Raw genomic sequence first — 20876 nt, 5'->3', positions numbered from 1 at the left:
AAGTACAATTAAATATATTGTATTTTTTGATAATTTTAATATATCGTGCAATATTAAGTAGTTCTTAGATTTAAAATACATAATATATAAAATATTATTTTTTTTCTAATTGATAAAAACAATTTATATTTTGAATGTTATTAATAAAATAAGTTTAATTTTAATAAAATATGATGTATATTTTATTTTTAATTTTTACATGTTTTTTATAAGTTTTTTTATTTATCAAAATAATTTGATACAGTTTTTTTTCTGCAATAAATGTATTTTAGGAAATTTCATGATATCAAAAAAAATATCAATTACACGAGATACTTTTGACCAGTTAATTCTACCTGTTTACAATCCAGTTTCTTTTATTCCTGTAAAAGGAAAAGGCAGTCGTATTTGGGATCAAGAAGGGAAAGAATATATTGATTTTTCTGGAGGTATTGCAGTAACATCTTTAGGGCATTGTCATCCTGTATTAAATAAAATATTAAAAAATCAAAGTAAAATTTTATGGCATGTTAGCAATGTATTTACTAATGAACCAGCTCTTAGACTAGCTAAAAAGCTGGTGTCTTTCAGTTTCGCATCACGAGTATTTTTTGCAAATTCTGGTGCAGAAGCTAATGAGGCTGCTTTTAAGTTAGCACGCTACTACTCATGTAAAACATATAATACTAAAAAAAATATAATTATTTCTTTTTATAATTCATTTCATGGACGTACATTTTTTACTGTTTCTGTTGGTGGTCAATCAAAATATTCTGATAATTTTGGTCCAAAACCTAAAGGAATAATACATGCTTCATTTAATAATATTAATACTGTAAAAAATTTAATTAATAATAATACATGCGCGGTAGTTGTAGAACCAATTCAAGGGGAAGGTGGAGTTATACCAGCAAGTATTTCTTTTTTAAAAGAACTAAGAACATTATGTGATAAATATAATGCACTTTTAATCTTTGATGAAATACAAACTGGAATAGGAAGAACTGGAAAGTTGTTTTCTTATCAAAATTATGATGTCATCCCAGATATTTTAACTCTTGCAAAATCTTTAGGTGGAGGTTTTCCAATCAGTGCAATGTTAACTACAAAAAAAGTTGCCTCTATTATAAGTCCTGGAGTACATGGGACTACATATGGTGGAAACCCTCTTGCTTGTGCAGTAGCAGAATCTGTTATTGATATCATTAATACTAAAAAGTTTTTATCTGGAGTCGAAAAAAAATCTAAAAGAATAATTCGTGAATTAAATATTATTAATAAACGTTTTAAACTATTTACAGAAATAAGAGGTCAGGGATTATTAATAGGAGCGGTATTAAAATCAAATATCTCTTGTAAAATAAATGAAATATTAAACTTTTCATTTTTAGAAGGTGTTATTTTTCTTACAGCTGGTAATAATGTTATTCGTTTAGCTCCTTCGTTAAATATTAGAGAACGTGATATTATTGAAGGGATGAAACGTTTTTCTAATGCTTTAGAAAAATGTTTATTATAAAAAATAGATTTTATTTCTTTCAAAGACTATCATATAAAGCATAAAAAAATTCTTTTTAAAATTTTTATTTATTAAAAAAATTCATAAATATTAATAATATTTCTGTAATTAAACTACCATCTGATTATATATCTGCAAATATAATATATTTTTATTATTCTAGTATAATTGAATTATATTTAATTTTTAAATCATTTTTTTAAGTGCTTATACTTTATATATAATTTTAACAGAAGAAAATATATTTTTATTTCTATGGTTTTAATTTAATTTCTAGAAAATCATAATAAAATTTATTGATTTAGTTTTTTTATGTAGAAAATTTTAGTATTTATTTTCTTTTACTTTAATAAATATCTTAAACATATTAAAAAAACATCCTATAGAAAAAACATATTGATAATAATATATTATGTGTTTTTTTGGAGTTATAAATGGTTTTTTTCTTTCTAAAAAGAATAATATTGTTATTTATAATATTATATGTGCCAAAATCATTTTCATTATCAGCACCGTCATCTGATATCTATTTACAATCTCATTCAGTAATAAAAAATAAACTTCCAAACAAAAATGAAAAATTAGGTTATGCTATAGGTGTTTCATTAGGCAATTATGTCAACCAATATTTTGATCAACAAAAAAAAATAGGAGTTGAATTAGATAAAAATAGCATTTTAAAAGGTATCAAAGATGCTATTTCTGGTGATTTAAAACTTTCGCATCAAGAAATTTCTGTAATTCTTAAAGAATTATCAGACAAATTAAAGAATGCGACTAAAATTCAATTTGAAAAAAATGCAAAAGAAAATTTTATTCAAGGACAGTTGTATATGAAAAGTTTTTCCAAAATAAAAGGTGTGAAGAAAACATCTAGTGGTCTTCTGTATCTTTTGGAAAGAGAAGGAGAAGGAGAAGAATTAATAAATGACACTAAAATTACTGTACATTATAAAGGCACGCTAATTAATGGTGTAGAATTTGATAATTCTTATAAAAGAGGAAAGCCAGTATCATTGATGTTAAAAGATGTTATATTAGGTTGGCAAGAAGGTTTAAAATATATAAAAAAAGGTGGTAAAATAAAATTAGTAATTCCTCCTCATCTAGCCTATGGAGCAGAAGAAGTTAATGGTATTCCAAGTAATTCTACTTTAATTTTTGACATAGAATTATTAGATGTAGTTAATAGACTATAGTATACTTATATGGATCATCAATTTTTAAAATATGATATAATTACATATTACTTCACAAGTATCTTGGTGTAAAATTTTAAAAATGAATTATACAATATTAGTAACAGGCGCTGCTTATGGAACGCAAAATGCAAGTACTGCTTTTTTATTTTGCAAATCTTTATTAAAGACAAACAATATATTATACAGTGTTTTTTTTTATTGTGATGGAGTTCTTAATGCTAATAGTATGATCACACCAGCAATTGATGAATTTAATTTAATTAAAGCATGGCAAAAATTAAATAAAAAACATAAAGTGAAACTATATGTCTGTAATAGTGCAGCTCTAAGAAGAGGAATTATAGAAGATGAAAAATTATTAAATAATAAAAATGTTAAAACCGGTAATCTGGCATTTTTTTTTCAATTAAGTAGTTTGATAGAATTAGCTCATTCTATAAAAATATGTGATCGTATAATACAGTTTTAATTTGGTATTTTTATTATAATGAATACAATTTCTTTTGTTTTTTCTCATGCACCGCATGGAACTAGTTTTGGCAGGGAAGGCTTAGATGCCATTTTTAGCATTTCATCAATCTTTCAAAAAATAAGTTTATTTTTTATTGGAGATGGTGTTTTGCAATTATTTAAAAGTCATCAATCGAAAAATATTTTAGCTCGTGACTATACGTCTTCTTTTTCTATATTATCTTTTTACGACATTAAAGATTTTTATTGTTGTAAAGAATCATTAATCGAACGAGGATTAATCGATAATAATTTTATATTAAATATAGATATTTTAGATGCAGATGTTTTACGTTTAAAATTAGATAGTTATGATGCAATTATTAATTTTTAAGGTTTATAAATATGTTGCATACTTTAATGAAATCTCCTTTTGAGACTAATATTTCTCTTATTATAAGTATGTTAAAGAAATCAGATGATTTTTTAGCACTTCAAGATGGTGTTTTGATCGCATTAAAAGGTAATATTTTTTTAAATAGTATCATCAGATGTCCGGTCAAATTATATCTTATAAAAGAAGATGTTTATGCGCGAGGTATTCATAAAAAAATTTCTAGTGAATTTATTTTAATAAGTTATACTCATTTCGTTTCATTAACGCTTAAGCATAAAAAACAAATGACTTGGTGAAAGAAATTCTGAGTTATTTTTAATGTAAACACCCAATCCTAAAATTCTTCATCATAATAGACAATATTTTTCATTGATATTATTTTGATAATTTTCCATAAGATTAATTAAACTCATAGGAGTTTTTTATGGCCACAGTAAATCAATTGGTCCGTAAACCTCGTGTACGAAAAATTGTTAAAAGTAACGTCCCTGCATTGGGTAAAAGTCCTCAAAAAAGAGGTGTTTGTACTAGAGTTTACACTACTACACCTAAGAAACCTAATTCCGCATTACGTAAAGTGTGTCGTGTAAGATTGACTAATGGTTTTGAAGTAACTGCTTATATTGGTGGTGAAGGTCATAATTTACAAGAACATTCTGTCATTTTAATACGTGGTGGTCGTGTTAAAGATTTACCTGGAGTTCGATATCATATTGTTAGAGGTTCATTAGATTGTGCTGGTGTTAAAGAACGCAAACAAGGTCGCTCTAAATATGGTGTTAAAAAACCAAAAGCATAAAAAAAAGTATTATTTATTGATATATTTTAAACTAATGGAGTGTTTTATGCCACGTCGTCGTATTATTAGTACTCGAAAAATTTTACCAGATCCAAAATTTTCTTCAGAATTATTAGCTAAATTTATTAATATTCTTATGGTAGATGGTAAAAAATCCATTGCTGAAGTTATTGTTTATACTGCATTAAAAAATTTATCGAAACGTACAGACAAAAAAGAATTAGAAGTATTTGAAATAGCTTTAGAACATGTACGTCCAACAGTAGAAGTAAAATCTCGTCGAGTTGGTGGATCAACATATCAAGTACCTGTTGAAGTTCGTCCAGTTCGGCGCAATGCTTTAGCTATGCGTTGGATTGTAGAATCTGCTCGCAAGCGCGCTGATAAGTCTATGTCTTTGCGTTTGTCTAATGAACTTTATGATGCTTTAGAAAATAAAGGTGCAGCAGTTAAAAAAAGAGAAGAAGTACACCGAATGGCAGAAGCTAACAAAGCTTTTGCACATTACCGTTGGTAATAATATTATCATATGTTCTTAGTTTTTTATTACTTGTAAAGTATATTGAGGCAATTATCTCAATTGGATTTATGAGGTCTGATTTTTTTAAACTTAAAAAATAAGAGAAAGATAATGTCTCGTACAACACCTATTTCTCGATATCGTAATATTGGAATTAGTGCACATATAGATGCAGGAAAAACAACTACCACTGAAAGAATCTTATTTTATACAGGGATTAATCATAAAATTGGGGAAGTTCATGATGGTGCTGCTACTATGGATTGGATGGAACAAGAACAAGAAAGAGGAATTACTATTACATCAGCTGCTACTACCACGTTTTGGAGTGGAATGGCTAAACAGTTTAAACCGCATAGAATTAACATTATTGATACACCTGGACATGTTGATTTTACAATAGAAGTAGAACGTTCAATGCGTGTATTAGATGGTGCTGTTATGGTTTATTGTGCTGTTGGAGGAGTACAACCACAATCAGAAACTGTATGGCGTCAAGCAAACAAATATAACGTTCCTCGTATAGCATTTGTGAATAAAATGGATCGTATGGGAGCAAATTTTTTAAAAGTCGTTAAGCAAATTAAAACACGTTTAGGTGCTAATCCTGTGCCTTTGCAGTTAGCTATTGGTTCAGAAGACACATTTGTTGGTGTTATTGATTTAGTTAAAATGAAAGCTGTACATTGGAAAGAATCAGATCAAGGTTTAACATTTGTTTATAACGATATCCCAAAAGAAATGATTGAATTGTCAAAAAAATGGAATCTTAATTTAATTGAATCTGCAGTTGAATCTAATGAAGATCTTTTAGAAAAATATTTAAATGGAATACAATTATCTGAAGATGACATCAAGTCTGCATTGCGAAAACGTGCTTTAAATGGTGAGATTGTACTTGTTACTTGTGGTTCCGCTTTTAAAAATAAAGGAGTTCAATCTTTACTAGATGCAATTATTGAATATTTACCTGCTCCTGATGATGTTCAAGATATTAAAGGTGTTTTGAACAATAGTGAACACACCCCAGCTATTCGGAATTCAGACGATAAAGCTCCTTTTTCTGCTTTAGCATTTAAAATTGCCAATGATCCATTTGTTGGTAATTTAACTTTTTTCCGTGTATATTCAGGCGTAGTAAAGTCTGGAGATACTGTGCTTAATCCCGTAAAGTCTCAACGAGAAAGATTCGGTAGAATTGTTCAAATGCATGCTAATAAAAGAGAAGAAATAAAAGAAGTACATGCAGGCGATATAGCTGCCGCTATTGGTTTGAAAGATGTTACTACTGGTGATACTTTATGTGACTTAAATCAACCGATTATATTAGAGCGTATGGAATTTCCTGATCCAGTAATATCTATTTCTGTAGAACCTAAAACTAAAATTGATCAAGAAAAAATGGGATTTGCATTAGGACGGTTAGCAAAAGAAGATCCTTCTTTTCGTGTGCGAACTGATCAGGAATCTAATCAAACAATAATTTCTGGAATGGGTGAATTGCATTTAGAAATTATTATTGATCGTATGAAACGAGAATTTAGTGTTGATGCAAATATTGGAAAGCCTCAAGTAGCATATCGTGAAACTATTCTTAATAAAGTTAAGGATATCGAAGGCAAGCATATTAAACAGTCTGGTGGTAGAGGGCAATATGGCCATGTTGTCATAGAATTATTTCCCTTAGATCCAGGAGGGGAAGGATATTTATTTATTAATGATATTAAAGGAGGAGTTATACCTAGTGAATATATATCAGCAATTGATAAAGGAATTCAAGAACAGTTAAAATACGGACCATTAGCAGGATATCCTGTAGTTGATATTGGAGTACGTCTTTATTTTGGTTCTTATCATGATGTTGATTCATCCGAATTAGCTTTTAAATTAGCTGCTTCTGCAGCATTTAAAAATGGTTTTAAAAAAGCAACGCCAGTTTTGTTAGAACCAATCATGAAAGTAGAAGTAGAAACTCCAAATGATTACATGGGTGATGTCATAGGTGATTTAAATCGTCGACGAGGTATGATTGAAGGGATGAAAGATGTATCTGTTAGTAAAATTATTAAAGCTTGTGTTCCTTTATCAGAAATGTTTGGTTATGCAACTGATTTGCGTTCTCAAACTCAAGGAAGAGCTTCTTATTCAATGGAATTTTTAAAGTATGTAGAAGCTCCGTTGAATATTTCAAAAGATATTATTGAACGAAGAGAAAAGTAGCAGTTTTCTTCTATAATGTATACAATATTTTTATTTGTAACATAGATATTTTATAAAAAGGGAAAAAAATGTCTAAAGAAAGATTTCAACGTTTAAAACCTCATATAAATGTAGGTACTATTGGTCATGTAGATCATGGGAAAACAACTTTAACTGCCGCTATTACAACAGTTTTATCTAAAAAATTTGGTGGTTCTGCTCGGGCTTTTGATCAAATCGATAATGCACCAGAAGAAAAAGCAAGGGGAATTACTATTAATACTTCTCATGTAGAGTATGATACTGAGTTTAGACATTATGCTCATGTAGATTGTCCTGGTCATGCTGATTATATAAAAAATATGATTACTGGCGCTGCTCAAATGGATGGTGCTATTTTAGTTGTTGCGGCAACTGATGGGCCAATGCCTCAAACTCGTGAGCATATTTTACTTGGAAGACAGGTAGGTGTTCCTTACATTATTGTATTTCTTAATAAGTGTGATATGGTAGATGATGAAGAATTGCTTGAACTGGTAGAAATGGAGGTTCGCGATTTATTAACACAATATGATTTTCCTGGAGATGATACTCCTATTATTCGTGGTTCAGCTCTTAAAGCGCTAGAAGGTGATCCTGAATGGGAGTCAAAAATTATTGAGTTATCTAAATTTTTAGATAGCTATATTCCTGTCCCAAAACGAGCAGTAGATCAACCTTTTTTATTACCAATAGAAGATGTTTTTTCTATATCTGGAAGAGGTACAGTAGTCACTGGACGAGTAGAAAAAGGTATTATTAAAGTAGGTGAAGAAGTTGAGATTGTAGGTATTAAAAAGACAACTAAAACTACTTGTACAGGTGTAGAAATGTTTAGGAAGTTGTTAGATGAAGGTCGTGCTGGAGAAAATGTAGGAGTTTTACTTCGCGGTACAAAGCGTGATGAAATTGAAAGAGGTCAAGTTTTAGCCAAACCAGGTAGTATTCATCCACATACAACATTTGAGTCTGAAGTTTATGTTTTATCCAAAGAAGAAGGTGGGCGTCATACTCCATTTTTTAAAGGATATCGTCCTCAGTTTTATTTTAGAACTACTGATGTAACAGGTTCTATTGAATTACCGGAAGGTATCGAAATGGTTATGCCCGGAGACAATATAAAAATGACTGTTACTTTAATTAATCCTATTGCAATGACTGAGGGATTACGATTTGCTATACGCGAAGGTGGTCGTACTGTTGGAGCTGGTGTAGTTTCTAAGGTTCTACTTTAATAATTTTAAGTTTAAAATATTTTTATACTGATATCTATAGTTGAATTTATTAAGAAAAGAGTATAAAATGCTCTTTTCTTGATTTGTATGTATTGTTTTTATTAGTATGTGAGGTTTATTAATTTTTTAATATAATTATGAATTAAAAATGAATTTATTCTTTTAAAAAATTATGATAATCAACATTATATTTTTTAATACATATTAAAAAATACTCCTGATATAGGAGTTATATAGTAGTATTTAATTACATCTACTCGTGAGTAATATAGATTTATTCAGAGCAGATTAAATTTTTAATGCATAAATAATTGGAGTTCTGATCTGATGCAGAACCAAAGAATTCGTATTCGTTTAAAAGCTTTTGATCATAGATTAATTGATCAATCAACTGCAGAAATTGTTGAAACAGCAAAAAGAACTGGTGCACAAGTACGTGGCCCAATTCCTCTTCCTACTCGTAAAGAACGATTTACTATTTTAGTTTCTCCACATGTAAATAAGGATGCACGTGATCAATATGAAATTCGTACGCACAAGCGTTTAATTGATATAGTAGAACCTACTGAAAAAACTGTTGATGCACTTATGCGATTAGATCTTGCAGCGGGTGTAGATGTGCAAATTAGTTTAGGTTAATCAAATAAATATGATTAAGGTACTGAACACATGATTGGTTTAGTTGGTAAAAAAGTTGGAATGACTCGTATTTTTAATAAAGAAGGAGCTTCAGTTCCTGTCACAGTAATTGAATTAAAAGAAAATCGAATCACACAAGTAAAAAATATAAACACTGATTTTTATTGTGCTGTTCAAGTAACAACTGGTATTAAAAAATCAAATAGATTGAACAAACCAAAAGCAGGGCATTTTTTAAAATCAGGTGTAATTCCTGGTCGTGGTTTGTGGGAATTTAAAATTAATAAACATGAAAAATTTACAGTTGGTCAAAGTATTACAATTAATATTTTTAATAATATAAAAAAAGTTGATGTTACAGGTGTATCGAAGGGAAAAGGTTTTTGCGGTACAGTAAAACGTTGGAATTTTCATACTCAAGATGCAACACACGGAAACTCTTTATCTCACAGAGTACCGGGTTCTATCGGCCAGAATCAAACTCCTGGACGAGTATTTAAAGGTAAAAAAATGGCAGGGCAATTAGGCAATAGTCGTGTGACTATACAAAATTTAAATATAGTACATATTGATGAACGCAGGAATCTGCTTTTAGTAAAAGGTGCTGTTCCCGGTGCTACAGGTGGTGATCTTATCGTTAAACCAGCTATTAAGGTTTGAGCAGTGAGGAGTAAAGCATGGAATTAGTAGTTAAAGACGTACAAAGTGTTCTTAGTGTTTCTGAAATCATTTTTGGTCGTGATTTTAATGAAGCTCTAATTCATCAAGTCGTTATTGCTTATTCAGCATCTACTCGTCAAGGTACGAGAGCACAAAAAAGTCGTGCTGAAGTTTCTGGATCAGGCAGAAAACCGTGGCGTCAAAAAGGTACAGGTCGTGCACGAGCAGGATCATTTAGAAGTCCAATTTGGCGATCAGGTGGTGTTACATTTGCCGCAAAACCACAAGAGTATGGTCAAAAAGTTAATAAAAAAATGTATCGTGGTGCATTAAAAAGCATTTTTTCTGAATTAATACGTCAAAAAAGATTAATAGTTTTTGAAAATTTTTCATTAAATTCACCTAAAACAAAACTTTTAGTACAGAAATTACAAGACATAGATTTAAAAAATGTTCTCATTATCACTAATAAAATAGATAATAATCTATTTCTTGCATCTAGAAATCTATATTCCGTTGATGTGAAAGATGTTCATTCTATAGATCCTGTTAGTTTAATTGCTTTTGAGCATGTTATTATTACTGTTGAAGCAGTGAAAAAAATAGAGGAAATACTTTCATGATTTCTGAAGAACGTTTATTTAAAATACTTCTGTCTCCACATGTATCTGAAAAATCGTCCATATCTATGGAAAAATTTAATACTGTTGTTTTAAAAGTTTTAAATAATGCTACTAAATATGAAATAAAATGTGCAGTAAAAAAAATATTCAATGTGGAAGTCGATAGCATAAAAACGCTAAAAGTTAAAGGGAAAAAAAAACGTCAATCTAATCGGATTATTCAGAAAAGTAATTGGAAGAAAGCTTATATTAAAGTTAAAAAAGGGTATAATTTAGATTTCATAGGTAATACAGAGTAGTCGGAGGACAAAACAATGGCAATTGTTAAATGCAAACCGACATCTCCGGGTCGTCGCCACGTTATTAAAATTGTTAATACACACTTGTATAAAGGGAAACCTTTTTCTTTATTATTGAAGAAAAAGAGTAAAAGCGGAGGACGTAATAACAATGGTAGAATTACCACTCGTCATATTGGTGGTGGACATAAAAGAGCATATCGTATTATAGACTTTAAAAGAAACAAGGATGGCATAGAAGCTAATGTAGAAAGAATTGAATACGATCCCAATCGTTCTTCTAATATAGCTTTAATATTGTATAAAGACGGTGAAAGAAAGTATATTTTAGCACCAAAAGATTTAAGTATAGGAGATGCTATAATTTCTGGTTTACATTCTCCTATAAAAATAGGAAATTGTCTACCATTAAAAAAGATTCCAGTCGGTACATTCGTTCATAATGTAGAAATGAAACCTGGGAAAGGTGGTCAAATAGCTCGTTCTGCAGGAAGTTATGTGCAACTAGTAGCATTTGATGAAGAATATGCAACTTTACGGTTGCGCTCTGGTGAAATGAGAAGAATACAATCTAATTGCCGAGCTACTATTGGTGAAGTAGGAAATTCTGAACATATGTTAAAAGTTTTAGGAAAAGCAGGAGCTTCTCGTTGGATAGGTATACGTCCAACTGTTCGTGGTACAGCCATGAATCCTGTTGATCATCCTCATGGAGGTGGTGAAGGAAGAAATTTCGGTAAGCATCCAGTTACTCCATGGGGAATTCAGACAAAAGGTAAAAAAACTCGTAAAAATAAACGTACTGAGAAATTTATTTTACGTCATCGTAGAAAATAATTATTTGCAAGGATCACTTTATGCCGCGTTCTCTCAAAAAAGGTCCTTTTATTGATGTAAGTTTGTTAAAAAAAGTAGAAAAATCAGTAAAAACAAATGATAAAAAACCTATTAAAACGTGGTCAAGACGTTCAACAATTTTCCCTAATATGGTAGGTTTAACAATATCTATTCATAATGGTCGCAATCATATTCCTGTTTTTATTACTGAAGAAATGGTAGGACATAAATTAGGTGAATTTTCTTTGACTCGTACTTATAGAGGACATACTTCTGATAAAAAAATAAAAAAACGTTAATTAATAAAAGAAATAATTATAAAAGAGGAGTAAATGGAAACTTTAGCTCAACATCGTCAAGCACGTTCTTCAGCTCAAAAAGTGCGTTTAATTGCAGATTTAATTCGCGGTAAAAAAGTTCCACAAGCATTAAATATTTTGACGTATACGAATAAAAAAGCAGCTTCTTTAGTCAAAAAAGTACTTGAATCAGCTGTAGCTAATGCTGAGCATAATGATGGTGCTGATATAGATAAATTGAGAATTAAAAAAATATTTGTTAATGAAGGTTCAACGATGAAAAGAATGATGCCACGTGCTAAAGGACGTGCAGATCGTATTTTAAAACGTACTAGTCATATTACTGTGATTGTGTCTGATCGTTAACATTGAGGAGAATCAGTGATGGGTCAGAAAGTACATCCTAATGGTATGCGATTGGGTATAATAAAAAAATGGAATTCTGTTTGGTTTGCTAATACAAAAGATTTTGCTGATCATTTAGACGGTGATTATAAAGTTCGTCAGTTTTTAATGAAAAAGTTAGAAAAAGCGTCAATTTCTCAAATTATTATTGAAAGACCAGCTAAAAGTATTCGAGTTACTATCTATACTGCTAGACCTGGTATTGTTATAGGAAAAAAAGGTGAAGATGTAGAAAAATTAAGAATTGCCATTGCTAAAATAACTGATGTACCAGTTCAAATTAACATTTCTGAAGTACGTAAACCTGAATTAGATGCTAAACTTGTTTCCGATAGTATTACTTCTCAGTTAGAAAGAAGAGTTATGTTTCGACGTGCTATGAAAAGATCAGTTCAAAACGCAATGAGACAAGGTGCAAAAGGTATCAAAGTTGAAGTTAGTGGACGTTTAGGCGGCGCTGAAATAGCTCGTAGAGAATGGTACAGAGAAGGAAGAGTTCCTCTTCATACTTTACGTGCAAATATTGATTACAGTATTTCAGAAGCTCATACAACATATGGTGTAATAGGTGTCAAAGTATGGATTTTCAAAGGTGAAATATTAGGCGGTATGGCAACTGTTGAAAAATTAGAAAAACCTTCTATTCAGACAAAAAAGCAATATCGTAAAAATAGAAAGTAAGAAAGAAGGAGAAACTCATAATGTTGCAACCAAAACGTACTAAATTTCGTAAAATGCATAAAGGACGAAATCGTGGTTTAGCTTCCGGTACTAATATTAATTTTGGTGCTTTTGGTCTACAAGCCATTGATAGAGGACGTTTAACTGCTCGTCAAATTGAATCTGCACGAAGAGCAATAACTCGATGCATTAAAAGACAAGGAAAAATGTGGATACGTGTATTTCCTGACAAACCTATAACTCAAAAACCATTAGAAGTAAGAATGGGTAAAGGTAAAGGAAATGTTGAATATTGGGTTGCTTTAGTTCAGCCTGGAAAAATTCTTTATGAATTAGACGGAGTTACTGAAGAAGAATCTCGTGAAGCATTTAAATTAGCAGCAGCAAAGTTACCAATTAAAACTACTTTTGTAAATAAGATGGTGATGTAATGAAAGCAATAGTAGAATTTAGAAAAAAAACTAAAAAAGATCTTTATTCAGAACTTTTGCAATTGTTGAGGGAACAATTCAATCTTCGTATGCAATCTGTTTCTGGAAAATTAAAGCAACCTCATTTGCTGCGAAAAGTTCGACGAAACATTGCTCAAGTAAAGACTTTGTTAGATGAAAAGGAAAAGATAAAATAATGGAAAAAATTCGAACTTTACAAGGTCGTGTTATCAGCAATAAGATGCAAAAATCTGCTGTTGTAGCCATTGAACGTTTTGTAAAACATGTTCTTTATGGAAAATTTATCAAACGTACTACTAAACTCCATATTCATGATGAAAAAAACGAATGTACTATAGGTGATTTAATAGAAATTCGAGAATCTCGCCCAATTTCTAAAACAAAATCATGGGTTTTAGTTCGTATTATTGAAAAAACAGTTTTTTAAGAACACTTAAAAACATGAACAAACTCAGGTCTGCTCATGTTTTCTATTAATAGAATTTAAGTGGTGTTACAATGAAATTATTTTTAATTACTAATTTTATTTTAATTTGAATTAAAATAAATGGAGTTTGAAAAATATGATTCAAGAACAAACTATTCTGCATGTAGCTGATAACTCTGGTGCAAGATCTGCTATGTGTATTAAAGTTTTAGGTGGTTCACGTCGTCGTTATGCACGTATCGGTGACGTAATTAAAATTACTATTAAAGAAGCAATACCTCGAGGAAAAGTAAAAAAAGGAGAGGTTCTTAAGGCTGTAGTAGTAAGAACTAAAAAAGGAGTAAGGCGTTCTGACGGTTCTATTATTCGTTTTGATACGAATGCTTGTGTTGTGCTAAATAATAATGAACAACCTGTTGGCACTCGTATTTTTGGACCTGTCACTCGTGAATTGAGAACAGAAAAATTTATGAAAATTATTTCATTAGCTCCTGAAGTTCTTTAATGATAAAATTCTGAAGGAATAAAACATGGCATTAAAGTTACGCCGTAATGATAAAGTTATTATATTAACGGGAAAAGACAAAGGAAAAACAGGTGTCATTAAAAATGTTTTATCTTTGCATAAAGTAATTATTAATGGTTTAAATTTAATTAAAAAACATCAAAAACCCGTTCCATCTCAAAATAAAAGTGGTGGTATTTTAGAAAAAGAAGCACCTATTCATATATCAAATATTGCTATTTTTAATCCCGAATCTAAAAAATCAGATCGTGTTGGATTTAGATTTGAAGAAGGTAAAAAAGTTCGATTTTTTAAATCTAATAGAAAAACTATTCAATAGCTTGGAGTCATATGATGGCAACATTACATCATTATTATAAGTCAACAGTCATCAAACAGCTTATGCTTAAACTAAATTATAGTTCTGTCATGCAAGTTCCTAAGATTGATAAAATAACCTTAAATATGGGCGTTGGTGCCGCTGCTTCTGATAAGAAAATATTAGATAATGCTGTTTTAGATTTAATAGCTATATCTGGACAAAAACCATTAATCACTAAAGCTCGTAGATCTGTTGCGGGTTTTAAAATTCGTCAAGGTTATCCTATAGGATGTAAAGTTACATTACGCGGTCAGAAGAAATGGGATTTTTTTGAACGTTTAATTATTATTGCTGTTCCGCGTATTCGTGATTTTCGTGGATTATCAAGAAATTCTTTTGATGGTCAAGGAAATTATAGTTTAGGAATACGTGAACAGATTATTTTTCCTGAAATCGATTATGATAAAATTGATCGAGTTCGTGGATTAGACGTAACAATAACTACTACTGCTAAATCTGATCATGAAGCTTGTTTATTATTATCTGCTTTTAATTTTCCTTTTCGCAAGTAAATAAGAAGGTTGGTACTCGATGGCTAAACAATCAATGAAAGCACGTGAAGTTAAACGTGTGAAATTAGCTAATAAATTCTATGCACAACGTAATGAATTAAAAAACATTATCTCTAATATGAATTTTTCAGAAGAAGAACGTTGGAATGCAGTTCTTAAATTACAAACTTTTCCACGTGATTCCAGCCCATCACGTCAGCGAAATAGATGTCGTCAAACTGGTCGTCCACATGCTTTCTTGCGAAAATTTGGATTAAGTCGTATTAAAGTTCGAGAAGCAGCCATGAAAGGTGAAATACCTGGTTTAAGAAAAGCAAGTTGGTAAAATATGTTCTTTTAGATTTTGGAGTGTAAAAATGAGTATGCAAGACCCAGTAGCGGATATGTTAACTCGTATTAGAAATGGCCAATCAGCTAATAAATATTCTGTTAAAATGCCTTTGTCTAGATTAAAAAAATCAATTGTTGAATTATTGAAAAAAGAAGGTTATATCAAAGAATATAAAATTACAGGAAATGTTAAATTAGAATTAGAAGTCGTTTTAAAATATTTTCAGGGAAAATCAGTAATAGAAATGATTCAACGTATCAGTCGTCCAAGTTTGCGTATATATAAAAATAAGAATAACTTGCCTGAAGTTATGTCTGGTTTAGGAATAGCAGTTATTTCCACTTCTCAAGGCGTTATGACAGACCGTATGGCTCGTCAAATAGGTCTTGGCGGTGAAGTTATTTGTTATGTAGCTTAATGGAGGAAGAGAATGTCTCGTGTTGCCAAGTGTCCAATTGTTATTCCTTCTGACATCAATATTCAATTAGATTTACAAGATATATTAATTAAAGGGAAATATGGTCATCTTTCACGTACTATTCATCAATCAGTTAAAATTGAACAATTAGATGATAAAATAGTTTTTTCACCACGTGTGGGTTTTGCTGATGGTTGGGCTCAAGCAGGAACTTCAAGAGCTCTCGTAAATTCCATGATTATTGGTGTTTCTAAACAATTTAGTAAAAAATTACAATTATCTGGAGTTGGTTATCGCGTTTCGATAACAGAAGGTGACATAATCAATATGTCACTAGGTTATTCGCATATGATTACATATTCTTTACCTAAAGGTATTTTTGTAGAAAATCCATCTCCAACAGAGATTATTATTCGAGGAATAGACAAACAACTAGTTGGACAAATTGCAGCTAATTTGCGTTCTTACCGTGTACCAGAACCTTATAAGGGAAAAGGTGTGCGATATTCAGATGAAGTTGTACGTATGAAAGAGGCTAAAAAGAAATAAAATGATTTTTTCAAGTAAAAATAAAACAATTTCTCGTTTACGCCGTTCTATAAAAACACGTCGCAAAATTAAAGAATTAGGCGCTATTCGACTAGTTGTACATCGAACTTCACGTCATATGTATGCGCAAATAATTTCTTCTGAAGAATCTAAAGTATTAGTATTTGCTTCAACATTAGAAAAACAGATAAATTGCAGTTTAAAGTATACGGGAAATAAAGAAGCTGCAGCACAAGTAGGTAAAATTATTGCAGAACGCGCTTTATCGAAAGGAATTTATCATGTTTCTTTTGACCGATCTGGTTTTAAATATCATGGTCGTGTGCAAGTTTTAGCTGAATCTGCACGTGAAGTTGGACTAAAGTTTTAAGGTGAAAATTATAGAATGGCTAATATTGAAAAAAAAAATAATAGTGATTTACAAGAAAAATTAATTACAGTAAATCGTGTTTCGAAAACTGTTAAAGGTGGTCGTATATTTTCATTTACAGCATTAACTGTAGTAGGTAATGGAGATGGACGAGTTGGTTTTGGTTATGGGAAAGCACGTGAAGTTCCTGCTGCTATTCAAAAAGCTATGGAAAGAGCTAGACGTAATATGATTACTATACCTTTAGTTAATAAAACTTTACAATACGCCTTAAAAGGCTCTCATACCGGATCTAATGTTTTTATGAAACCAGCTTCTGATGGAACTGGAATAATTGCAGGTGGAGCTATGCGCGCAGTTTTAGAAGTAGCTGGAATACATAACGTATTAGCTAAAACTTATGGTTCTACAAATCCAATTAATGTAGTAAGAGCTACCATGAATGGTTTAATTAACATGAAATCCCCGGAAATGATAGCCGCTAAAAGAAACAAACGCATCGAAGATATATTAGGATAAATTATTTTTAATGAAAAATATCAAAATTACTCAAATAAAAAGTGCTATAGGACGATTACCTAAGCATAAAAAAACTCTAATCGGACTTGGATTGCGTCATATTGGACATACAGTAATACGTCAAGATACTCCATCTATTCAAGGGATGATCAAAAAAATTTCTTATATTTTGAAAATACAAAAGGAGAAATAGCAGTATGCATTTAAATACTCTCTCTCCAGCATATGGAGCACGTCAAAATCGAAAAAGATTAGGTCGTGGTATCGGTTCAGGGTTTGGAAAAACTTCAGGTCGTGGTCATAAAGGTCAAAAATCTAGATCAGGAAGTAGTATTCGTCGTGGTTTTGAAGGAGGTCAAATGCCTTTATATAGAAGACTTCCTAAGTTTGGCTTTAATTCTAGGAAAAAAAATATTACTGAAGAAGTACGTTTATCAGATTTATCTAATTTATCTACAAATGTTATTGATCTTAATATATTAAAAAAAGAAAATATTATTAAAAAAAATATTAAATATGCCAAAATAATTCTTTCAGGAAAATTAAAGGTTTCGTTAATAATACGAGGTTTACGTGTTACTAAAGGGGCTCGTTCTGAAATTGAACATTCTGGTGGTAAAGTTGAAGGATAAGCGGTAAATAATGGTTAAACAATTAGGATTGAATTTTAAAAAGACTAAAAAGCATACGAATGAGCTAAAACAGAGAATTATTTTTGTAATAGTAGCTATTATCATTTTTCGTATTGGTTCTTTCATTCCAATTCCTGGAATTGATACTACGATTGTATCTAAAACATTAAATGAACAAAAAGGTACTGTTGTTGATATTTTTAATATGTTTTCTGGTGGAGCTTTAAGTCGAGCGTCAATTTTTTCTTTAGGAATTATGCCTTATATATCAGCTTCTATTGTTGTTCAATTGTTAACTTTAATATGCCCGACTTTATCAGAAATAAAAAAAGAAGGAGGATCTGGTCAGCATAAAATTAATCAGTATACTAGATATGCTACTTTAATATTAGCTCTTGTACAGTCTATTGGAATTGCCACTACTCTTCCTAATATACCAGGAATGCGTGCAATTATAATAAATGCTGATTTTTATTTTTATTTGACTGCTGTTATAAGTTTAGTCACTGGTACTATGTTTTTAATGTGGTTGGGAGAATTAATTACAGAGCATGGTATTGGCAATGGAATTTCAATTATTATTTTTATAGGAATAATAGCAGGTTTGCCATCAGCTATTGGAAATACTATTACTAAAACAAGACAAGGAGATTTGTCTTTTTTATTATTTTTATGTGTTTTGCTGTTAATTTTTTTAGTTATTTTTCTTGTTGTTTTTATTGAAAGAGGACAAAGAAAAATTATTGTGCATTATGCACAACGTCAACAAGGTCGTCGTATTTATTCTGCTCAAAGTACTCATTTACCTTTAAAAATTAATATGTCTGGTGTTATACCTGCGATTTTTGCTTCTAGTGTTGTGCTATTTCCTGCAACTATTATATCTTGGTTTCAACTGAATAATTCATGGTTAAAAAATATCTCATTTTATTTGCAACCCAATCAACCTTTATATTTAATTTTATATGTATCTGCAATAGTATTTTTTTGTTTTTTTTATACGGGATTAGTATTCAATCCTCGTGAAACAGCAGATAATTTAAAAAAATCAGGGGCATTTATTGCCGGTATTAGACCTGGTGAAAAAACAGCAAAATATATTAATAAAATTATGTTAAGACTGACATTAGTTGGTTCTTTATATATTACTTTTATTTGTTTAATTCCAGAATTTATGCGTAACGCTATGAATGTACCCTTTTATTTTGGTGGAACCTCGTTATTAATTGTTGTTGTTGTTATTATAGATTTTATAGCTCAAATTCAAACATTGGCAATGTCTAGTCAATATGAGTCTATGTTAAAAAAAGCTAATTTACATTAAAAGTTTTATATTTATGTAATTAAGGAAATGATAATGAAGGTACAAGCCTCCGTAAAAATGCTTTGTCGAAATTGTAAAATAATAAGAAGAAATAATGTTGTACGAGTCATTTGTAGAAATGATCCAAAACATAAACAGCGTCAGGGTTAATGATTTTTATAAATTAATATATTTTTAAATGGTAATGATTTCCTTTAGTATTAGGAATTGATTTAAAACACATTTATAAGGTTTTATAATATGGCACGTATCGCAGGTATTAATATTCCTGAAAACAAACATACTTTAATTGCATTAACTGCAATATATGGCATTGGAAAAAGACGTTCTAAATTAATTTGTGCTATTACAAATATTTCTGAATATTCTAAAATTGTAGATTTAAATGAAGAACAAATTGATCTTTTAAGAACGCATGTGGCAAAATATGTTATTGAAGGTGATTTAAGAAGAGAAAGAACCTTGAATATTAAACGTTTAATTGATTTAAGTTGTTATCGTGGTTTACGTCATCGTAGAAGTCTCCCGGTACATGGACAAAGAACTAAAACTAATGCTAGAACTTGTAAAGGTCCTCGAAAACCAATAAAAAAATAATTTAGGTAACATTAATTATGGTAAAGAATTCAGTATCTGTTCGTACAAGAAAACGTATAAAAAAACAAATTTTAGACGGTATAGCTCACATTCATGCATCTTTTAATAATACTATTGTAACTATTACTGATCGACAAGGAAACGCTTTAGGTTGGGCAACTTCTGGTGGCTCTGGTTTTAGAGGATCTCGAAAATCCACTCCTTTTGCAGCGCAGGTTGCTGCTGAGCGTTGTGCAGAAATCGTAAAAGATTATGGTATTAAAAATTTAGAAGTGATGGTTAAAGGTCCTGGTCCAGGTAGAGAATCTACTATTCGAGCTTTAAATGCTGCTGGATTTCGTATTACAAACATTACTGATGTAACACCAATTCCTCATAATGGTTGCCGTCCTCCTAAAAAACGTCGTGTGTGATTTTTAGGAATTTTTGGAGAATGAAATGGCAAAATATTTAGGTCCAAAATTAAAATTAAGTCGACGTGAAGGTACTGATTTATTTCTTAAATCAGGACTTCGTCCAATAGAATCAAAATGTAAATTAGAACAACCTCCTGGACAACATGGTATTCGAAAACCTAGATTGTCTGATTATGCTATTCAATTACGTGAAAAACAAAAAGTCCGTCGTTTATACGGAGTATTAGAACGTCAATTTAAAATATATTATAAATTAGCTGCTAGTTTAAAAGGCAATACTGGAGTAAATTTATTGCAGTTATTAGAATCTAGATTAGATAATGTAGCTTATCGCATGGGTTTTGGCTGTACTCGTGCTGAATCAAGACAGTTAATTAATCATAAATCTGTTCTTGTGAATAATAAAGTTGTTAATATTGCTTCATATCAAGTTGCTCCTAATGATCATATTTCTATTAGAAATAAATCTAAAAATCAATCACGAATAAAAGCATCTTTAGAACTTGTTGAGCAAAGAGAAAAACCGATTTGGTTAGATGTAAATCCTGCTAAAATGGAAGGTGTTTTTAAAAGATTTCCTGAACGTTCTGATTTATCTGCAGAAATCAATGAGTATTTGATTGTCGAACTTTACTCTAAATAATAAAGTTGACTATTAAA

General features: G+C 30.4%; 35 protein-coding genes. All 35 read left to right on the top strand.

The window, feature by feature from the left end; translation table 11 throughout:
• Positions 1 to 280: 280 nt before the first annotated feature.
• Positions 281 to 1498 (top strand): aspartate aminotransferase family protein, encoded by a 1218-nt coding sequence (locus D9V77_RS02670; protein ID WP_158338814.1) that lies wholly within the window; start codon positions 281 to 283, stop codon positions 1496 to 1498.
• Between the two features lie 434 nt (positions 1499 to 1932).
• Positions 1933 to 2697, top strand: a complete 765-nt coding sequence (gene fkpA / locus D9V77_RS02665) for an FKBP-type peptidyl-prolyl cis-trans isomerase (protein WP_187307856.1) — start codon at positions 1933 to 1935, stop codon at positions 2695 to 2697.
• Positions 2698 to 2779: 82 nt separating this feature from the next.
• A complete protein-coding gene (tusD, locus tag D9V77_RS02660) occupies positions 2780 to 3169 on the top strand; it encodes a sulfurtransferase complex subunit TusD (protein WP_158338812.1) in 390 nt (129 codons plus the stop codon).
• Positions 3170 to 3187: 18 nt separating this feature from the next.
• The gene (gene tusC / locus D9V77_RS02655; RefSeq protein WP_158338810.1) at positions 3188 to 3544 is read left to right on the top strand and encodes a sulfurtransferase complex subunit TusC; all 357 of its coding nucleotides are present in this window, start codon (positions 3188 to 3190) and stop codon (positions 3542 to 3544) included.
• Positions 3545 to 3555: 11 nt separating this feature from the next.
• A complete protein-coding gene (gene tusB / locus D9V77_RS02650; protein WP_158338808.1) occupies positions 3556 to 3843 on the top strand; it encodes a sulfurtransferase complex subunit TusB in 288 nt (95 codons plus the stop codon).
• Positions 3844 to 3971: 128 nt separating this feature from the next.
• Positions 3972 to 4346, top strand: coding sequence for a 30S ribosomal protein S12 (rpsL, locus tag D9V77_RS02645; RefSeq protein WP_158338806.1), 375 nt, complete (start codon positions 3972 to 3974; stop codon positions 4344 to 4346).
• 46 nt (positions 4347 to 4392) lie between these two features.
• On the top strand, positions 4393 to 4863 hold the full coding sequence (gene rpsG, locus D9V77_RS02640) for a 30S ribosomal protein S7 (protein WP_158338804.1): 471 nt from the start codon (positions 4393 to 4395) through the stop codon (positions 4861 to 4863).
• 114 nt (positions 4864 to 4977) lie between these two features.
• Positions 4978 to 7086 carry an elongation factor G gene (fusA, locus tag D9V77_RS02635; protein ID WP_158338802.1) on the top strand — a complete coding sequence of 703 codons (2109 nt, stop codon included), beginning with the start codon at positions 4978 to 4980 and terminating at the stop codon, positions 7084 to 7086.
• A 68-nt stretch (positions 7087 to 7154) separates the two neighbouring features.
• On the top strand, positions 7155 to 8339 hold the full coding sequence (gene tuf / locus D9V77_RS02630; RefSeq protein WP_158338800.1) for an elongation factor Tu: 1185 nt from the start codon (positions 7155 to 7157) through the stop codon (positions 8337 to 8339).
• 327 nt (positions 8340 to 8666) lie between these two features.
• A complete protein-coding gene (gene rpsJ, locus D9V77_RS02625; protein WP_158338798.1) occupies positions 8667 to 8978 on the top strand; it encodes a 30S ribosomal protein S10 in 312 nt (103 codons plus the stop codon).
• A gap of 30 nt (positions 8979 to 9008) precedes the next feature.
• Complete coding sequence (gene rplC, locus D9V77_RS02620; RefSeq protein ID WP_158338796.1) at positions 9009 to 9638, top strand: 50S ribosomal protein L3; 630 nt, start codon at positions 9009 to 9011, stop codon at positions 9636 to 9638.
• A gap of 17 nt (positions 9639 to 9655) precedes the next feature.
• The gene (gene rplD / locus D9V77_RS02615) at positions 9656 to 10261 is read left to right on the top strand and encodes a 50S ribosomal protein L4 (protein WP_158338794.1); all 606 of its coding nucleotides are present in this window, start codon (positions 9656 to 9658) and stop codon (positions 10259 to 10261) included.
• On the top strand, positions 10258 to 10560 hold the full coding sequence (rplW, locus tag D9V77_RS02610; RefSeq protein WP_158338792.1) for a 50S ribosomal protein L23: 303 nt from the start codon (positions 10258 to 10260) through the stop codon (positions 10558 to 10560). The genes rplD and rplW overlap by 4 nt, the downstream gene beginning before the upstream one ends.
• A gap of 15 nt (positions 10561 to 10575) precedes the next feature.
• A complete protein-coding gene (gene rplB, locus D9V77_RS02605; RefSeq protein WP_158338790.1) occupies positions 10576 to 11397 on the top strand; it encodes a 50S ribosomal protein L2 in 822 nt (273 codons plus the stop codon).
• Between the two features lie 20 nt (positions 11398 to 11417).
• Positions 11418 to 11696 (top strand): 30S ribosomal protein S19, encoded by a 279-nt coding sequence (gene rpsS / locus D9V77_RS02600; RefSeq protein ID WP_158338788.1) that lies wholly within the window; start codon positions 11418 to 11420, stop codon positions 11694 to 11696.
• A 33-nt stretch (positions 11697 to 11729) separates the two neighbouring features.
• Complete coding sequence (gene rplV / locus D9V77_RS02595) at positions 11730 to 12062, top strand: 50S ribosomal protein L22 (protein ID WP_158338786.1); 333 nt, start codon at positions 11730 to 11732, stop codon at positions 12060 to 12062.
• A gap of 18 nt (positions 12063 to 12080) precedes the next feature.
• Entirely contained in the window at positions 12081 to 12782 is a 702-nt protein-coding gene (gene rpsC / locus D9V77_RS02590; protein WP_158338785.1) for a 30S ribosomal protein S3, read from the top strand.
• A 20-nt stretch (positions 12783 to 12802) separates the two neighbouring features.
• Positions 12803 to 13213 (top strand): 50S ribosomal protein L16, encoded by a 411-nt coding sequence (rplP, locus tag D9V77_RS02585; RefSeq protein WP_158338783.1) that lies wholly within the window; start codon positions 12803 to 12805, stop codon positions 13211 to 13213.
• The gene (gene rpmC / locus D9V77_RS02580; RefSeq protein WP_158338781.1) at positions 13213 to 13410 is read left to right on the top strand and encodes a 50S ribosomal protein L29; all 198 of its coding nucleotides are present in this window, start codon (positions 13213 to 13215) and stop codon (positions 13408 to 13410) included. Before rplP ends, rpmC begins: the two co-directional genes overlap by 1 nt.
• A complete protein-coding gene (gene rpsQ, locus D9V77_RS02575) occupies positions 13407 to 13661 on the top strand; it encodes a 30S ribosomal protein S17 (RefSeq protein ID WP_158338779.1) in 255 nt (84 codons plus the stop codon). The genes rpmC and rpsQ overlap by 4 nt, the downstream gene beginning before the upstream one ends.
• Positions 13662 to 13797: 136 nt before the next feature.
• Positions 13798 to 14166 carry a 50S ribosomal protein L14 gene (gene rplN / locus D9V77_RS02570; protein ID WP_158338777.1) on the top strand — a complete coding sequence of 123 codons (369 nt, stop codon included), beginning with the start codon at positions 13798 to 13800 and terminating at the stop codon, positions 14164 to 14166.
• A gap of 25 nt (positions 14167 to 14191) precedes the next feature.
• Positions 14192 to 14506 (top strand): 50S ribosomal protein L24, encoded by a 315-nt coding sequence (gene rplX / locus D9V77_RS02565; RefSeq protein WP_158338775.1) that lies wholly within the window; start codon positions 14192 to 14194, stop codon positions 14504 to 14506.
• A 14-nt stretch (positions 14507 to 14520) separates the two neighbouring features.
• Complete coding sequence (gene rplE, locus D9V77_RS02560; protein ID WP_158338773.1) at positions 14521 to 15060, top strand: 50S ribosomal protein L5; 540 nt, start codon at positions 14521 to 14523, stop codon at positions 15058 to 15060.
• A gap of 19 nt (positions 15061 to 15079) precedes the next feature.
• On the top strand, positions 15080 to 15385 hold the full coding sequence (gene rpsN, locus D9V77_RS02555; RefSeq protein WP_158338771.1) for a 30S ribosomal protein S14: 306 nt from the start codon (positions 15080 to 15082) through the stop codon (positions 15383 to 15385).
• 31 nt (positions 15386 to 15416) lie between these two features.
• Positions 15417 to 15809, top strand: coding sequence for a 30S ribosomal protein S8 (rpsH, locus tag D9V77_RS02550; protein ID WP_158338769.1), 393 nt, complete (start codon positions 15417 to 15419; stop codon positions 15807 to 15809).
• Positions 15810 to 15821: 12 nt separating this feature from the next.
• Entirely contained in the window at positions 15822 to 16358 is a 537-nt protein-coding gene (gene rplF, locus D9V77_RS02545; protein ID WP_158338767.1) for a 50S ribosomal protein L6, read from the top strand.
• Between the two features lies 1 nt (position 16359).
• The gene (gene rplR, locus D9V77_RS02540; protein ID WP_158338765.1) at positions 16360 to 16728 is read left to right on the top strand and encodes a 50S ribosomal protein L18; all 369 of its coding nucleotides are present in this window, start codon (positions 16360 to 16362) and stop codon (positions 16726 to 16728) included.
• Positions 16729 to 16743: 15 nt separating this feature from the next.
• Entirely contained in the window at positions 16744 to 17247 is a 504-nt protein-coding gene (gene rpsE / locus D9V77_RS02535; RefSeq protein WP_158338763.1) for a 30S ribosomal protein S5, read from the top strand.
• A 10-nt stretch (positions 17248 to 17257) separates the two neighbouring features.
• Positions 17258 to 17440 (top strand): 50S ribosomal protein L30, encoded by a 183-nt coding sequence (rpmD, locus tag D9V77_RS02530; RefSeq protein ID WP_158338761.1) that lies wholly within the window; start codon positions 17258 to 17260, stop codon positions 17438 to 17440.
• 4 nt (positions 17441 to 17444) lie between these two features.
• A complete protein-coding gene (gene rplO, locus D9V77_RS02525; RefSeq protein ID WP_158338759.1) occupies positions 17445 to 17879 on the top strand; it encodes a 50S ribosomal protein L15 in 435 nt (144 codons plus the stop codon).
• 10 nt (positions 17880 to 17889) lie between these two features.
• A complete protein-coding gene (gene secY, locus D9V77_RS02520) occupies positions 17890 to 19203 on the top strand; it encodes a preprotein translocase subunit SecY (RefSeq protein WP_158338757.1) in 1314 nt (437 codons plus the stop codon).
• Positions 19204 to 19236: 33 nt separating this feature from the next.
• Positions 19237 to 19353 carry a 50S ribosomal protein L36 gene (gene rpmJ, locus D9V77_RS02515; protein ID WP_158338755.1) on the top strand — a complete coding sequence of 39 codons (117 nt, stop codon included), beginning with the start codon at positions 19237 to 19239 and terminating at the stop codon, positions 19351 to 19353.
• A 90-nt stretch (positions 19354 to 19443) separates the two neighbouring features.
• Positions 19444 to 19800, top strand: a complete 357-nt coding sequence (rpsM, locus tag D9V77_RS02510; protein WP_158338753.1) for a 30S ribosomal protein S13 — start codon at positions 19444 to 19446, stop codon at positions 19798 to 19800.
• A gap of 17 nt (positions 19801 to 19817) precedes the next feature.
• Positions 19818 to 20213 carry a 30S ribosomal protein S11 gene (rpsK, locus tag D9V77_RS02505; protein ID WP_158338751.1) on the top strand — a complete coding sequence of 132 codons (396 nt, stop codon included), beginning with the start codon at positions 19818 to 19820 and terminating at the stop codon, positions 20211 to 20213.
• Positions 20214 to 20238: 25 nt separating this feature from the next.
• Positions 20239 to 20859, top strand: a complete 621-nt coding sequence (rpsD, locus tag D9V77_RS02500; RefSeq protein ID WP_158338749.1) for a 30S ribosomal protein S4 — start codon at positions 20239 to 20241, stop codon at positions 20857 to 20859.
• Positions 20860 to 20876: the final 17 nt, after the last annotated feature.

Source organism: Buchnera aphidicola (Sitobion avenae) (assembly GCF_005082585.1).
In the GTDB taxonomy this organism is placed as follows: Bacteria; Pseudomonadota; Gammaproteobacteria; order Enterobacterales; family Enterobacteriaceae; genus Buchnera; species Buchnera aphidicola_Z.
The sequence above is the reverse complement of the archived record's forward strand: the minus strand, read 5'-3'. Positions and strand labels throughout refer to the sequence as shown.

Bases quoted from the DNA above. Each gene is read 5' to 3' on its own strand.
- D9V77_RS02670 (WP_158338814.1), top strand. From the start codon at position 281: ATGATATCAAAAAAAATATCAATTACACGAGATACTTTTGACCAGTTA.
- fkpA (WP_187307856.1), top strand. From the start codon at position 1,933: ATGGTTTTTTTCTTTCTAAAAAGAATAATATTGTTATTTATAATATTA.
- tusD (WP_158338812.1), top strand. From the start codon at position 2,780: ATGAATTATACAATATTAGTAACAGGCGCTGCTTATGGAACGCAAAAT.
- tusC (WP_158338810.1), top strand. From the start codon at position 3,188: ATGAATACAATTTCTTTTGTTTTTTCTCATGCACCGCATGGAACTAGT.
- tusB (WP_158338808.1), top strand. From the start codon at position 3,556: ATGTTGCATACTTTAATGAAATCTCCTTTTGAGACTAATATTTCTCTT.
- rpsL (WP_158338806.1), top strand. From the start codon at position 3,972: ATGGCCACAGTAAATCAATTGGTCCGTAAACCTCGTGTACGAAAAATT.
- rpsG (WP_158338804.1), top strand. From the start codon at position 4,393: ATGCCACGTCGTCGTATTATTAGTACTCGAAAAATTTTACCAGATCCA.
- fusA (WP_158338802.1), top strand. From the start codon at position 4,978: ATGTCTCGTACAACACCTATTTCTCGATATCGTAATATTGGAATTAGT.
- tuf (WP_158338800.1), top strand. From the start codon at position 7,155: ATGTCTAAAGAAAGATTTCAACGTTTAAAACCTCATATAAATGTAGGT.
- rpsJ (WP_158338798.1), top strand. From the start codon at position 8,667: ATGCAGAACCAAAGAATTCGTATTCGTTTAAAAGCTTTTGATCATAGA.
- rplC (WP_158338796.1), top strand. From the start codon at position 9,009: ATGATTGGTTTAGTTGGTAAAAAAGTTGGAATGACTCGTATTTTTAAT.
- rplD (WP_158338794.1), top strand. From the start codon at position 9,656: ATGGAATTAGTAGTTAAAGACGTACAAAGTGTTCTTAGTGTTTCTGAA.
- rplW (WP_158338792.1), top strand. From the start codon at position 10,258: ATGATTTCTGAAGAACGTTTATTTAAAATACTTCTGTCTCCACATGTA.
- rplB (WP_158338790.1), top strand. From the start codon at position 10,576: ATGGCAATTGTTAAATGCAAACCGACATCTCCGGGTCGTCGCCACGTT.
- rpsS (WP_158338788.1), top strand. From the start codon at position 11,418: ATGCCGCGTTCTCTCAAAAAAGGTCCTTTTATTGATGTAAGTTTGTTA.
- rplV (WP_158338786.1), top strand. From the start codon at position 11,730: ATGGAAACTTTAGCTCAACATCGTCAAGCACGTTCTTCAGCTCAAAAA.
- rpsC (WP_158338785.1), top strand. From the start codon at position 12,081: ATGGGTCAGAAAGTACATCCTAATGGTATGCGATTGGGTATAATAAAA.
- rplP (WP_158338783.1), top strand. From the start codon at position 12,803: ATGTTGCAACCAAAACGTACTAAATTTCGTAAAATGCATAAAGGACGA.
- rpmC (WP_158338781.1), top strand. From the start codon at position 13,213: ATGAAAGCAATAGTAGAATTTAGAAAAAAAACTAAAAAAGATCTTTAT.
- rplN (WP_158338777.1), top strand. From the start codon at position 13,798: ATGATTCAAGAACAAACTATTCTGCATGTAGCTGATAACTCTGGTGCA.
- rplX (WP_158338775.1), top strand. From the start codon at position 14,192: ATGGCATTAAAGTTACGCCGTAATGATAAAGTTATTATATTAACGGGA.
- rplE (WP_158338773.1), top strand. From the start codon at position 14,521: ATGGCAACATTACATCATTATTATAAGTCAACAGTCATCAAACAGCTT.
- rpsN (WP_158338771.1), top strand. From the start codon at position 15,080: ATGGCTAAACAATCAATGAAAGCACGTGAAGTTAAACGTGTGAAATTA.
- rpsH (WP_158338769.1), top strand. From the start codon at position 15,417: ATGAGTATGCAAGACCCAGTAGCGGATATGTTAACTCGTATTAGAAAT.
- rplF (WP_158338767.1), top strand. From the start codon at position 15,822: ATGTCTCGTGTTGCCAAGTGTCCAATTGTTATTCCTTCTGACATCAAT.
- rplR (WP_158338765.1), top strand. From the start codon at position 16,360: ATGATTTTTTCAAGTAAAAATAAAACAATTTCTCGTTTACGCCGTTCT.
- rpsE (WP_158338763.1), top strand. From the start codon at position 16,744: ATGGCTAATATTGAAAAAAAAAATAATAGTGATTTACAAGAAAAATTA.
- rpmD (WP_158338761.1), top strand. From the start codon at position 17,258: ATGAAAAATATCAAAATTACTCAAATAAAAAGTGCTATAGGACGATTA.
- rplO (WP_158338759.1), top strand. From the start codon at position 17,445: ATGCATTTAAATACTCTCTCTCCAGCATATGGAGCACGTCAAAATCGA.
- secY (WP_158338757.1), top strand. From the start codon at position 17,890: ATGGTTAAACAATTAGGATTGAATTTTAAAAAGACTAAAAAGCATACG.
- rpmJ (WP_158338755.1), top strand. From the start codon at position 19,237: ATGAAGGTACAAGCCTCCGTAAAAATGCTTTGTCGAAATTGTAAAATA.
- rpsM (WP_158338753.1), top strand. From the start codon at position 19,444: ATGGCACGTATCGCAGGTATTAATATTCCTGAAAACAAACATACTTTA.
- rpsK (WP_158338751.1), top strand. From the start codon at position 19,818: ATGGTAAAGAATTCAGTATCTGTTCGTACAAGAAAACGTATAAAAAAA.
- rpsD (WP_158338749.1), top strand. From the start codon at position 20,239: ATGGCAAAATATTTAGGTCCAAAATTAAAATTAAGTCGACGTGAAGGT.